The sequence below is a fragment of the Burkholderia humptydooensis genome (assembly GCF_001513745.1).
Lineage (GTDB): Bacteria > Pseudomonadota > Gammaproteobacteria > Burkholderiales > Burkholderiaceae > Burkholderia > Burkholderia humptydooensis.
On sequence record NZ_CP013382.1, the window covers coordinates 1,167,511 to 1,180,167 of the forward strand.

At 71.4% G+C, this 12,657-nt stretch carries 11 protein-coding genes and 1 pseudogene; 7 read left to right on the forward strand and 5 right to left on the reverse strand.

Translation table 11 applies throughout. The features are described from left to right. The first annotated feature begins 110 nt into the window (after nucleotides 1–110). Both AQ610_RS24190 and AQ610_RS36980 read left to right on the forward strand, forming a co-directional pair. Nucleotides 111–1,082, forward strand: coding sequence for a LysR family transcriptional regulator (locus tag AQ610_RS24190; protein WP_006027037.1), 972 nt, complete (start codon nucleotides 111–113; stop codon nucleotides 1,080–1,082). Nucleotides 1,083–1,259: 177 nt separating this feature from the next. Continuing rightward, a pseudogene (locus AQ610_RS36980) lies at nucleotides 1,260–1,615 on the forward strand (hypothetical protein). Nucleotides 1,616–1,653: 38 nt separating this feature from the next. Here AQ610_RS36980 and AQ610_RS24195 read toward each other — a convergent pair. The 3 genes from AQ610_RS24195 to AQ610_RS36395 form a co-directional block, all read right to left on the reverse strand. After that, nucleotides 1,654–2,295 (reverse strand): VC0807 family protein, encoded by a 642-nt coding sequence (locus tag AQ610_RS24195; RefSeq protein WP_006027039.1) that lies wholly within the window; start codon nucleotides 2,293–2,295, stop codon nucleotides 1,654–1,656. A 196-nt stretch (nucleotides 2,296–2,491) separates the two neighbouring features. Beyond that, complete coding sequence (locus AQ610_RS24200; RefSeq protein ID WP_006027040.1) at nucleotides 2,492–3,883, reverse strand: alkaline phosphatase family protein; 1,392 nt, start codon at nucleotides 3,881–3,883, stop codon at nucleotides 2,492–2,494. Nucleotides 3,884–3,896: 13 nt separating this feature from the next. Further along, nucleotides 3,897–4,301: a hypothetical protein gene (locus AQ610_RS36395; protein WP_144411894.1), complete on the reverse strand. Its 405-nt coding sequence runs from the start codon at nucleotides 4,299–4,301 to the stop codon at nucleotides 3,897–3,899. Between AQ610_RS36395 and AQ610_RS36400 the strand changes: the two genes are divergently transcribed. Continuing rightward, complete coding sequence (locus AQ610_RS36400; protein ID WP_009915223.1) at nucleotides 4,288–4,458, forward strand: hypothetical protein; 171 nt, start codon at nucleotides 4,288–4,290, stop codon at nucleotides 4,456–4,458. The genes AQ610_RS36395 and AQ610_RS36400 overlap by 14 nt on opposite strands. A gap of 16 nt (nucleotides 4,459–4,474) precedes the next feature. Here AQ610_RS36400 and AQ610_RS24210 read toward each other — a convergent pair whose 3' ends face one another. Continuing rightward, nucleotides 4,475–4,810, reverse strand: a complete 336-nt coding sequence (locus AQ610_RS24210) for a hypothetical protein (protein ID WP_006027041.1) — start codon at nucleotides 4,808–4,810, stop codon at nucleotides 4,475–4,477. A gap of 164 nt (nucleotides 4,811–4,974) precedes the next feature. Here AQ610_RS24210 and AQ610_RS24215 point away from each other — a divergent pair, with 164 nt between their 5' ends. After that, nucleotides 4,975–6,165 (forward strand): serine hydrolase domain-containing protein, encoded by a 1,191-nt coding sequence (locus tag AQ610_RS24215; protein ID WP_043282723.1) that lies wholly within the window; start codon nucleotides 4,975–4,977, stop codon nucleotides 6,163–6,165. Nucleotides 6,166–6,210: 45 nt separating this feature from the next. Here AQ610_RS24215 and AQ610_RS24220 read toward each other — a convergent pair whose 3' ends face one another. After that, nucleotides 6,211–8,241, reverse strand: a complete 2,031-nt coding sequence (locus AQ610_RS24220) for a BCCT family transporter (RefSeq protein ID WP_043282724.1) — start codon at nucleotides 8,239–8,241, stop codon at nucleotides 6,211–6,213. A 340-nt stretch (nucleotides 8,242–8,581) separates the two neighbouring features. Between AQ610_RS24220 and AQ610_RS24225 the strand changes: the two genes are divergently transcribed. The 3 genes from AQ610_RS24225 to AQ610_RS24235 are packed head-to-tail and all read left to right on the forward strand — an operon-like array spanning nucleotide 8,582 to nucleotide 12,514. Then, nucleotides 8,582–9,526: a MurR/RpiR family transcriptional regulator gene (locus AQ610_RS24225; protein WP_006027044.1), complete on the forward strand. Its 945-nt coding sequence runs from the start codon at nucleotides 8,582–8,584 to the stop codon at nucleotides 9,524–9,526. Continuing rightward, nucleotides 9,523–10,560, forward strand: coding sequence for an isoaspartyl peptidase/L-asparaginase family protein (locus AQ610_RS24230; RefSeq protein WP_006027045.1), 1,038 nt, complete (start codon nucleotides 9,523–9,525; stop codon nucleotides 10,558–10,560). Before AQ610_RS24225 ends, AQ610_RS24230 begins: the two co-directional genes overlap by 4 nt. 40 nt (nucleotides 10,561–10,600) lie before the next feature. Beyond that, nucleotides 10,601–12,514 (forward strand): dipeptide ABC transporter ATP-binding protein, encoded by a 1,914-nt coding sequence (locus tag AQ610_RS24235; RefSeq protein WP_006027046.1) that lies wholly within the window; start codon nucleotides 10,601–10,603, stop codon nucleotides 12,512–12,514. The last annotated feature ends 143 nt before the right edge of the window (nucleotides 12,515–12,657 follow it).

Sequence of the window (12,657 nt, forward strand, 5' to 3'; positions counted from 1 at the left end):
CCACGCTCAGGGCCAAGCGTAAACAGCGAATTTTGTTGCGACTATTATCGAAAAAATAAGCCTGCGTTGCCGAATCGGCATCGCGGCGCCGGCGATCGCGAGGAGACGGGATGAAGCACGATCAATTGCAGGACACCGCATTGCGCTACTTCCTCGCTGTCGTGCGCGCGGGATCGATCAGCGAGGCGTCCGCGCGGCTGAACGTCGCCGGCTCGGCGATCAGCCGGCAGATCGCGCATCTCGAGCAGGTGCTCGGCACGCCGCTCTTCGAGCGCCGCGCGCGCGGGATGGTGGCGAGCGCGGCGGGCGAGATGCTCGCCGCGTATGCGTTCCGCACCGAGCTCGAGGCCGACCGGCTCGTGCAGGACATCGACGCGCTGCAGGGATTGCGGCGCGGGCAGGTGCGCATCGCGATGTCCGAGGGCTTCGCGATCGAGTTCGTGCCGCACGCGATCGCGGACTTTCGCCGCACGTACCCCGGCATCGTGTTCCAGGCGGCCGTGTGCGCGCCCGCCGACGTCACGCGCCGCGTGAAGAAGGGCGAGGCGGACGTCGGCGTGACGTTCAGCCGCACGCCCGAGAGCGACATCAAGGTCGAGCACCGGCAGGGCGCGCCGGTGATGGCGGTGATGCGCGGCGATCATCCGCTCGCGCGCTTCGGGCAGGTGTCGGTGCTGCAGATGAGCGCGTATCCGCTCGCGCTGCCGGACCCGAGCACGACGATCCGTCAGTTGTTCGACGTCGTGTCGAGCCGCCAGAACCTGATGATCGAGCCGGTGATGGTCAGCAACAACATCGTCGCGCTGCACAACTTCGCGATCGCGTGCGATGCGATCTCGATCTCCGGGGAGGTCACGGTGCGCTCGCGGCAGGCGCGAGGAGAGCTCGCGGTGCGGCCGATCGCCGATAGCGGGATGGACGCGCGCGCGGTCGAGTTGCAGACGCTCGTCGGGCGCACGCTGCCGAAGGTCGTGCAGCTCTTTCTCGAATTCCTGCGCGCGCGGCTCGCGCAAGGCGACGACGGCAACGGCAACGGCGCGGATCACCGCGACGACAACCGCGACGCCGCGTTTCACCGATGAGACGGAATGCGCGGCCGGCGCGCGCCGCGCATGTCACGTGACATGTTCCGTAACGTCGGCGTCCGTTGCGCCGCGCCGTGTCCGCGCGGCCTTGCCGCGACGGCGTGCGCGACGCGCGGCGAGACTGGCATCCTTATTGCTCCTCTCCGGTAAAGAACCGGATTCAGGGAGCTTCACATGGGATTCGTCGAGGTCGAGCGTCGCCGCGCGAGCGTCGGGGAGTCGAACGACATCGACGGCGCGATGCTGGTCACGGAGGTGGGAGCCGAGCCGATAGCCTCGGCCTGCCGCACGCCTTGCGAAGATGCGCCGCTCACGTTGTACGGCGCGTATCGGCAGGGTTTCGCCGACTATCGCGCGGGCCGGCCGAATCCGTACCGGATCGGCAGCCCAGCCGCCTCGCGGGCATCTGGCACGAAGGGCACGCGGAGGCCGCGTCGAACGACGCGTTCGATGTCGCGGTGCGCGCGCGGGCCTGCCGGGGCGCACGCGCGACGGCGAATCCGGTCGCGTTCTTCCGCCGCCGGCGTTAGGGCCCGTTCACGCCGATAACGAGCCCCGGGCGTGCCGCTCACCCGAGCGCGCCGCCCCGCGGCACGCCCGCGAGCGCGTTCGCGCGCATCACTTTCCGATACCACAGCGTCCACATCATCAGCGCGCCGTAGACGCCGTAGCCGACGAACGGCGCGACGACGAGCACGCGCTCGACCGGCCAGTTCCACACCATCCACGCGCGCAGCAGGTTCTCGGCGACGAGGCCGCATCCCCAGACGAGCGTCATCAGCCGCATCGACGCGACGAACGCGGGCCGCTCGACCCACAGCGCGTCGAGCCGCGCGGCGCCGTCGTGCGCCTCGCGCGCGACCGTCGCGCGCGCGAGATGGAACACGAGCGGCTTGCGCAGCGCGAGCGACGCGAGGAACGCGATGCCGATCGCGCCCGAGGCGAGCGATTCGCGCATCAACAGCATCCGCGGGCTGCCGCCCGCGAGCGCCGCGGCGATCGACAGCACGATGCCGAACAGCACGAGCGCGGACAGCGCATCCACCCGCCGGAACCGCGCGAGCTGGATCACGCTCCAGACGAGCGGCGGCACGGCGGACGCGATGAGGCCGCCCGTCTCGTCCCAGTACGGGAGCGCGGCGCGATAGGCGGCCCAGGGCAGCAGCAGGTTCACCGTCAGTTCGGCGACGAGACCGGGGTGGAACTTCATGGCGATGGCGGCGACGGGTTCATTGGGTTGGCGGGGCGCGACCGCGCGGACTCGCGAGCGCTCGCGCGGCTGGCATCCGCGTCGTTTCAAGCATCTATCATGCCGGATTTTGCGAGCATCGGGCGCCGTGCGCGCACGGCGTGCGCGTGCGAGCGGGCCGCGCCCCGCGCGCCCCGGTGCGGCGGCCGCTATGCCGCTACGCCGGTTTTGCCGCCGCCCGGCGCGCGAAGAAATCGAGCGCGTGCTGGCGCGTCGCGATCGGCGCGACGCTCGCGGCCGGATCGTGCCCGTCGCGCCGCGACGTGCCGGTCACGAGGCTTTTTTGCAGGTCGTTGAGCGGCGCGCTCGGCGGCGGATGGGCGAAGTCCGTCGACGGCGCGGCGATTGCCGGCAGACCGGTGCGTGGCGTGTCGCGCGTGAGAAGCTGCGCGAGCGTCGGCGCGTTCGCGATCCGCGCGCTCTTGAGCATCCGGTCGGGCGGGATGTCGAGCCAGTCGCGCAGCGTCGCGAGGATCGACGTGTGGTCGTAAGGGACGTTCGTCGGCGAGCGGAACACGGTGCCCGCCTCGATGTACGGCGACACGACGACGGCCGGCACGCGCACGCCGAAGCGATGGAAGCCGAACGCTTCGTCGCCGGGGTTGCTCGTGTTGTCGGGCGGCGTCGCGTTCGCGGGCGGCAGCACGTGGTCGAAGCAGCCGCCGTGCTCGTCGTAGGTCACGACGAGCAGCGTGCGCGGCCAGCCGGGCGACGTGCTGATCGCCGTCCAGATGTGGTGCAGGAATGCGTCGCCCGCGCGCACGTCGTGCGGCGGATGCTGGTCGTTCGGCTCGAACAGGAAGCTCGGCTCGACGAACGCGTATTGCGGCAGCGCGTCGTTCCGGCACGCGGCGACGAAATCCGGGAAGCGCCTGAAGCGGTCGGCGTACGCGTCCTTCCACAGCGACGGAAACATCGTGTGCGTGAGCGACGGCGTGACGGCCGTATCGCTGTACACCGCCCAGCTCGCGCCGATCGAGGCGAGCACGTCGAAGATCGTCGGCACGTTCCATTCGAGCGGATCGGGGATCGCGCCGTTGTTCACGTGCCCGTTCGACGTGCCCGCGTGCGCGAACGCGCGGTTCGGCCAGGTCTGGCTCGGCACCGACGCGAACCACGCGTCGGATACCGCGAACGCGCGCGCGAGCGCCGCGAGCGTCGGCAGTTGCGCGACGCTGTGGCATTGCATCACGTGGCCCGGATCGGCCGTCTGCGTCGTCTCGTAATTGACGACGAAGCCCTGCATCGGCGGCCACGGGCTGCTCGCGTCGCCCGGGCCGAGAATCTGGCTCGTCACGTTGACGAACGTCTCCTGCGGATCGGGGATCACGTTGTTGAGCGCCTCGCGCGTGACGGCGATCGTCTTGCCTGCCGTCGACGGGTTCGACATCTCGGGCTTCAGGCCGTCGAACTGCGGCGAGCTGCGCGGCGGCAGCACGTGCGCGGGCTGCGTGCCGGGCGGATAGAGCCAGCCGAGCATCGTGTCGAACGAGCGGTTCTCGAACATCACGACAACGATGTGCTCGACGTTTTCGAGGATCTTCGCCACGGCGTTCTCCTTGTTATTCGGTGCGCGCACGGCCTCGCCGGGCGTTCGGCCGGCGCGCGCGAAACGCCGCCGCGGCGTCGATCCGGGCGGCCTGCGCCGGGCTTTTCGAGCGGAATGGATGGATTAGGTATATCCGATATTTCGCGAAAAACAAGGCGGCGACGCGGCCGCTGTTCCAGCGATTGCGCCGGGCGCTGTGCATGGACGCGGCCTGGCCCGGTTTCGATAATCGCTGTGAATCCACCCCGAGATCTTTTCCGCCGCCTCCATGAAAACCTGTCCGACCTTTCGCGCCGCCGCGTGCCACGTCGCGCCCTGTTACTTCGACGCGCGCCGCACGATCGACAAGGCGTGCGCGCTGATCGCGTTTCCCGAACAACGCGAGCTGCGCAACGGGCGTGCCGATGCGCGCGTACACGGATGGCCGGGATTCGGCGTGGGTCGATTTCACGAAGGGGCTCGGCTGTCCGGTCGGCGCGGTGCCCGCGGCGGCCGCGCTCTATGCGCTCGACCACCGCGTCGAGCGCCTCGCCGCGATCGCCCGCACGCTCGCCGAGCGGGGCGGCGGGCGTTGACGCGGGGCTCGCGCGCCTACCGGTGCCCGCGCCGCAGCCGCGCGAGCGCCTGCCACGCGCAGCCGGCCGTCGTGCCGGCGATGCCGAGCATCGCGACGAGCAGGCCGAGCCCGAAGCCGGGCGGCATCTCGGCGGATTCGGGCGACGATGGCGGCGCGACGAGCGCGCATGCGGTGCCGCCCGCGATCAGCGCCGCGCACGCGATCCAGTACGCGCGGCCGCGCGCTCGCGACGCCGCGCCGCGCAGCGCCCAGCCGAGGCCGAACAGGTAGAGCAGCGCGAGCGCGCCGAGGCCGATCCATTCGGCGAGCGGCGTCGCGCCGGCGGCGGCGAGCGTGGCGGGGGCGGTCATCGGAGCGGCACCTCTTCGGCGCGTTGGCGCAATCGGAAACAGCCGGCTATCTTAGCGAATCGCGCGGCGCGCGTGCATTGTCCTCGTCCGGCGTGCGGCGACGCCTGCGGAATCGGCGCGGGCTGTCTAGAATCGACGCTTTGGAAGCCACGAGGATCAGCACGATGAATCCGGAGTTCGAAGCCCATGCATCCGCGGCAGCCGCCGCAACCGACGACGCCGCGCTCGCCGGGCGGCTCGACCGCGTGCTCGCGACGGCGCTCGCCGAGCGGCGCGTCGTCGGCGCGGTCGCGCTCGTCGCGCGGCACGGCGGGCTCGTCTACCGGCGCGCGCACGGCTTCGCGGAGCGCGAGACGCAGCGGCCGATGCGCGAGGACACGCTGTTTCGCCTGTCGTCGGTCACGAAGCCGATCGTCACCGCCGCGGTGCTGCGCCTCGTCGCCGCCGGCCGGATGGCGCTCGACGCGCCGATCACGCGCTGGCTGCCCGATTTCGCGCCGGCGCTGCCCGACGGCCGCGCGCCCGCGCTGACCGTGCATCGGCTGCTGACCCACACGGCGGGCCTGAGCTACTGGCTGCTCGAAGCGCCGGGCTCGATCTATCACACGCTCGGCATTTCGGACGGCATCGATCTCGTCGACTTCGATCTCGCGGAGAACCTGCGGCGCATCGCGGCCGCGCCGCTCGCGTTCGAGCCCGGCAGCGCGTGGCGCTATTCGCTCGCGCTCGACGTGCTCGGCGCGGCGATCGAGCGCGAGACGGGGCTCGCGCTGCCCGACGCCGTCGCGCAGCTCGTCACGACGCCGCTCGGGATGCGCGACACGGGCTTCGTCGCGGCCGACCCCGCGCGCTTCGCGGTGGCGTATGCGAGCGCCGCGCCCGAACCCGCGCGGATCACCGACAACCTTGACGTGCCGCTGCCCGAAGGGCACGGCGTCGCGGTGCGCTTCGCGCCGTCGCGGGTGTTCGACGCGTCGGCGTTTCCGTCGGGCGGCGCGGGGATGTACGGCAGCGCCGACGACGTGCTGCGCGTGCTCGAGACGATCCGCACGGGCGGCGACGGCTTCCTGCCCGCCGCGCTCGTCGCCGCGATGCGCACCGATCACACGGGGCCGGCCGCCGAGACGCGCGGGCCCGGCTGGGGCTTCGGCTACGGCGGCGCGGTGCTGTCCGACCCGGCGCGCGCGCAGTCGCCGCAAAGCGCGGGGACGTTGCAGTGGGGCGGCGTCTACGGGCATTCGTGGTTCGTCGACGCCGCGCGCGGCCTCACCGTGCTGCTGATGACGAACACCGCGTATGAAGGGATGTCGGGGCCGTTGACGCTCGAGGTGCGCGACGCTGTGTACGGCGTGTGAGTCGCGCGGGGGCAATGCTCGCCCGCGCGCCCATCCCGCCGCCGCTTACTGCGCCACCCCGTCCGGCCCCGCATGCTCGGGCGCGCGATTCAACAGATGCGTGCGCGTATCCGCCGCGAGCGACACGTAGCGCTCGTACTGCCGCAGCACGTCGGCGATGATCTCGTCGCCGCGCAGATACTCGATGTCGTAGCCGAGCCGCCCGTCCGCGAAGAACGTCAGCACCTCGCACACGTGCTCGCGCTGCGGCTCGGGCTCGGCCGCCTCGCGGATCCGGAACGCGGGCGCCGACCTGCGCGACACCCGCGCGCCGTAGACGAAATCGCGCTGCGCGGGCGCGGGCACCGTGAGGCGCACCGCATCGTCGTCGTCGCGCGCGACGTGCGCGTCGACGCCGCCCGCCTTCAGCTCGTCGGCGACCTTGCGCAGCGCCGGCTCGACCGTCTGCGCGATGAACTGCCGCGCGTCGGCGTCGGTCGTGTGCCGCAGGATCTGCGACAGGCGGTGGCGCCAGTGCTGGCCGGTCCAGAAGCTGGTCGCGGGCGCCATGTCCTGCGAGTAGTGCGCGTGGTCGGCCTTCAGGCCGCGCCAGAGCCCGTAGCAGAGCGCGAGCATCACGAGCGCGACGGGCAGCGCGGCGACGAGCGTGAGCGCCTGCAGCGCCTTCAGCCCGCCCGCGACGAGCAGCACCGACGCCGTCACGCCGAGCACGGCCGCCCAGAAAAGCCGCTGCCAGACGGGCGAATGCGGCGCGCCGCGCGTCGCGATCGCGTCGATCACGAACGCGCCCGAATCGGCCGACGTGACGAAGAACACCGCGATCAGCACGATCGCCGCGACCGACAGCAGTTGCGTGAGCGGCAGGTAATCGAAGAAGCGGAACAGCAGCGCGTCGACGTTGGTCGCCGTCTGCGCGAGCGCGCCCGCGGCCGCGTGCGTGTCGAGCCAGATCGCGCTGTTGCCGAACGCGGTCATCCAGACGAGGTTGAACGCGGTCGGCACGAGCAGCACGCCGATCACGAACTCGCGGATCGTGCGCCCGCGCGAGATCCGCGCGATGAACATCCCGACGAACGGCGACCACGACACCCACCATGCCCAGTAGAGCAGCGTCCAGCCGCCGAACCAGCCTTGCTCGTTCGGCGTTTCGTACGCATACGTGCGAAACGACAGCGATACGAGCTTCGACAGATACTCGCCGACGTTGTCGCCGAACGCGCGCAGCAGGAACGACGTCGGCCCCGCGACGACAACGAACGCGAGCAGCGCGAACGCGAGCATCAGGTTCAGCTCGGACAGCCGGCGCACGCCCTTGTCGAGCCCGCTCGCGGCGGAGAGCCCGGCGAGCGCGACGACCACCGCGACGAGGCCGACGCGGAACGCATCGCTGTCGGTTTGCCAGCCGGCGATCGTGTGCAGGCCCGCGCTCAGTTGCAGCACGCCGTAGCCGAGCGTCACCGCGATCCCGGCGACCGTGCCGACGAGCGCGAACGCGTCGACCGCGTGCCCGATCCAGCCGTTCACGCCTTCGCGCAGCACCGGATAGAGGCCCGAGCGCAGCGTGAGCGGCAGGTTGTAGCGAAAGCCGAAATACGCGAGCACGAGGCCCATCACGCCGTACGTCGCCCACGCGTGCAGGCCCCAGTGGAAGAACGACATCAGCATCGCCTCGCGCGCGGCGGCGGGCGTGCCGCCCGCGGCCGTCGGCGGCGACAGGTAATGCTGGATCGGCTCGCCGACGCCGAAATACATGAGGCCGATGCCCATGCCGGCCGCGAACAGCATCGCGGTCCACGACACGAAGCTGAATTCCGGCTCGGCGTCGTCGGGGCCGAGCTTGATGTTGCCGAAGCGGCTCGCCGCGATCAGCACGAGGAAGATCAGGAAGGTCGTGATCGCGAGCACGTAGAACCAGTCGAAACGCTCGACGATCCATTGCTGGCCGGCGCCGAATAGCGCGCCCGCTTCGTTCGGCCGAAGCGCGCAGAAGGCGAGGAGCGCGCCGATCACGGCGAGCGACGGCACGGCGACTTGCGGCTTGAGCGTCGTGCGCGGCATGGAGCGGGATGGGGGCATAGGCGGGTCTCCGGAAAAAGGGGCGCTGCGGCGAGCGCCGCAGCCGACGCGGGCGCGAACAACGGTGCGGACGGTGCGGATGCGGCAGCGCGCGCGTGGCGCGGATGGAGGCGCTGCAACAGCGAGGATGCAGACGAAAACTGACAGATTGTAAGCTATTCGCCGACGATGCCGGAAAAAGCGGCCCGGATCGCGCCGCGCGCGCCGCCGTGAGCCCCATGCGGCGCGGGTTTGCGGCGATCGTCGGGGGCAGTGCAAACCCCGATGAAAATTTATTTTTTCTATTTTGCCGATTGTGTAAATTTACTTTCATCGTCATTCGATTCAACGCCGCCGCCGCATGCCCAGTTCGCCCGCCACGCCGCTTGCCGCCGATCCGCCGATCGCCGCGCGCATCGCCGCCGCGCTGCCGTCGCTCACGCCGATCCATCGGCGCATGGGCGAGTACGTGCTCGCGAATCCGTTCCGCGCGGCGACGATGCGCATCGACGAGCTCGCGAACGCGGTGGACGCGTCGATCGCGACCGCGAACCGCTTCGCGCGCGCGCTCGGCTTCGACGGCTACCCGGCGCTGCGCGCGGCGCTCGTGCGCGGCTTCGAGGCGACGCTCGCGCCCGTCGAGCGGCTGCGTTGCGCGCAGGAGCGCGAAGCGGGCGCGCGCGGCGGCGAGCTGATCGACGCGAGCTTCGAGCAGGCGCTCGCGAACCTCGAGCGCACGCGCGCCCGGCTCGATCGCGCGAACGTCGAGGCGGCCGTCGATTCGCTGCTCGCCGCGCGCCGGATCTTCATCGTCGGGATGGGCGCGAGCGCGTTTCTCGCCGGACTGATGGAGCACGGGCTGTCCGTGTATCGCGACAACGTGCAGTCGCTCGCGCTGCCCGGCGGCCCGACCGACGCCGCGCGGCGCCTGTTCAGCGCGCGCGGCGACGACCTCGTCGTCGCGATCGCGTTTCCGCGCTACGTGTACGACACGATCGAGCTCACGCGGCGCGCCGCCGAGCGCGGCGCGCCCGTGCTCGCGATCACCGACGGGCCCGATTCGCCGATCGCGCCGTTCGCCGCGCGCGCGCTCTTCGTGCACGCGGAGCGCCGGCTCGCGGCGACGTCCGAGGCCGCGGTGCTCGCGCTCGTCGAGGCGCTGATCGACGCGCTCGCGCATCGCTCGCAGCGCTCGGCGCGCGCCGCCGCCGAAGTGACCGAATTCATGCTGCCGTGGCTCGAGGCGCGGGGCGCGTGCGCCGCGCCGCCGCGCCCGCCGCGCCGCTCCAGGAAAACCGACCGATGACTTCACCCGCAATCGTTGCGATTCACGGCGGCGCAGGCACGATCCTGCGCGCCGCGATGGCGGCCGACGCCGAAGCGCGGTACCGCGCCGAGCTTGCCGCGATCCTCGCCGCCGCGCAGAAAGTGCTCGCCGACGGCGGCAGCGCGCTCGACGCGGTCAGCGTCGCCGTGCGGCTGCTCGAGGATTGCCCGCTCTTCAACGCGGGGCGCGGCGCTGTCTATACGGCCGACGGCACGCACGAGCTCGACGCCGCGATCATGGACGGCGCGACGCTCGCGGCGGGCGCGATCTGCTGCGCGACGCGCGTGCGCAACCCGGTGCTCGCCGCGCGCCGCGTGCTCGAAGCGAGCGAGCACGTGATGCTCGCGGGCGCGGGCGCCGACGCGTTCGCGGCCGCGCAGGGGCTCGAGCTCGCGCAGCCGGGCTACTTCGACACCGAGTTCCGCCGCGCGCAATGGCTGAGGGCGCGGCGCGCGTCGGGCACGATGCTCGATCACGACGCGGCGGCGTTCGCGTTCGGCCAGGGCGAGGGCGATGGAAACGGAAACGGCGGCGGCGAGCGCGCCGCATTTCCGCCCGAGCCGCCCGAGCCGCTCGATCCGGACCGCAAGCACGGCACGGTCGGCGCGGTCGCGCGCGATCTGCACGGCCATCTCGCGGCGGCGACGTCGACGGGCGGGATCACGAACAAGCAGCCGGGGCGCGTCGGCGACACGCCGATCATCGGCGCGGGCTGCTATGCGAACGACGCGACGTGCGCGGTGTCGTCGACGGGCACGGGCGAGATGTTCATCCGCCTGGCGACCGCATACGACGTGTCCGCGCAGATCGAATATCGCGGCGCGTCGCTCGCGTCCGCCGCGTATGACGTCGTGATGAACAAGCTGCCGAAAATCGCGGGCCGCGGCGGGATCATCGCGATCGATTCGCGCGGCAATCTCGCGATGCCGTTCAACACCGAAGGGATGTATCGCGGCTACGCACGCGTCGGCGAGGCGCTCGTGACCGCGATCTATCGCGAGGACGCGGCGTGACGCCGCGAACGAGCGCAGACAGGACCGACAGGAGAAACCGATGAGCGCGAGCCGATCCGCCCCGAGCCTGCCCGATGCGCGCGTGCTCGCGGTCGACGGGCTGTCCGTCACGTTCCGCCGCGAAGACACGGTGTTCGAAGCGGTGCGCGGGCTGTCGTTCCACGTCGACCGCGGCGAGACGCTCGCGATCGTCGGCGAATCGGGCTCCGGCAAATCGGTGACGTCGCTCGCGCTGATGCGCCTCGTCGAGCACGGCGGCGGCGCGATCGCGGGCGGCGAGATCGCGCTGCGCCGGCGCGGCGGCGCGGTTCTCGATCTCGTGCGCGCGTCGCCGCCGGTATTGCGCACGGTGCGCGGCGCGGACGTCGCGATGATCTTCCAGGAGCCGATGACGTCGCTCAATCCGGTCTTCACGGTCGGCGACCAGATCGGCGAGGCGATCGCGCTGCATCAGAACAAGAGCGTGGGCGAGGCGCGCGCGGAGGCGCTGCGCCTGCTCGATCTCGTGCGCATTCCCGAGGCGCGCCGCGTGTTCGCGCGCCATCCGCATCAGCTTTCCGGCGGGATGCGTCAGCGCGTGATGATCGCGATGGCGCTGTCGTGCCGGCCGGCGCTCCTGATCGCCGACGAGCCGACCACCGCGCTCGACGTGACGATCCAGGCGCAGATCCTCCAGTTGATCCGCGGGCTGCAGGACGAGATGGACATGGGCGTGATCTTCATCACGCACGACATGGGCGTCGTCGCGGAAGTCGCCGATCGCGTGCTCGTCATGTATCGCGGGGAGAAGGTCGAGGAGGGCGTGTCCAACGCGATCTTCGCCGCGCCGTCGCATCCGTACACGAAGGCGCTGCTCGCGGCGGTGCCGCGGCTCGGATCGATGCAGGGCACCCATGCGCCCGCGAAGTTTCCGCTGCTGCGCTTCGATCCGGTCGCGGGCGATGCGCTCGTCGTCGCGGGCGGCGATGCCGGGGCCGCGCCCGCCGCCGCTTGCGCTCAACCCGCGATCGACGCGGGCTCGCCGCCGCTGTTGCGCGTGCGCGATCTCGTCACGCGCTTTCCGGTCGAGCGCGGCGCGTTCGGCCGCGTGTCGCAATACGTGCACGCGGTCGAGCGCGTGAGCTTCGAGCTGCGCGCGGGCGAGACGCTCGCGCTCGTCGGCGAATCGGGCTGCGGCAAATCGACGACGGGCCGCTCGCTGCTGCGCCTCGTCGAGCGCATGAGCGGCTCGATCGAATTCGAGGGCCGCGAGATCGGCGCGCTGAAAGGGCGCGAGCTGCAGGCGCTGCGCCGGAACATCCAGTTCATTTTCCAGGACCCGTTCGCGTCGCTGAATCCGCGCCTGACGGTCGGCTTCTCGATCATGGAGCCGCTCCTCGTGCACGGCGTAGCGAGCGGCAGGCAGGCGCAGGCGCGCGTCGACTGGCTGCTCGAGCGCGTCGGCCTGCCCGCCGACGCCGCGCGCCGCTATCCGCACGAATTCTCCGGCGGCCAGCGGCAGCGGATCGCGATCGCGCGCGCGCTCGCGCTGAACCCGAAGGTCGTGATCGCCGACGAGTCGGTGTCGGCGCTCGACGTGTCGGTGCAGGCGCAGATCGTCAACCTGATGCTCGATTTGCAGCGCGAGCTCGGCGTCGCGTATCTGTTCATCTCGCACGACATGGCGGTCGTCGAGCGGATCAGCCATCGCGTCGCGGTGATGTATCTCGGGCAGATCGTCGAGATCGGCCCGCGCCGCGCGGTGTTCGAGACGCCGCGCCATCCGTACACGAGGAAGCTGATGAGCGCGGTGCCGATCGCCGATCCCGCGCGCCGTCACGCGCCGCGCACGCTGCCCGCCGACGAGTTGCCGAGCCCGATCCGCGCGGTCGGCGACGAGCCTGTCGTCGCGCCGCTCGTCGCGGTCGGGCCCGATCACTTCGTCGCCGAGCATCGGGTGGGCGGCGCGTATTGAGAGGGCGCGCGGCATCGGCGCGGCGGGCCGCAGCACGCGGACGGCGCGGGACGCCGGCCGCGCCGGACGAGACGACAGCAGAACCGCTCGACAGCAGGACCGCAGGACCGCAGAACCCCCGTCACACGCACTCGCGAAGCATC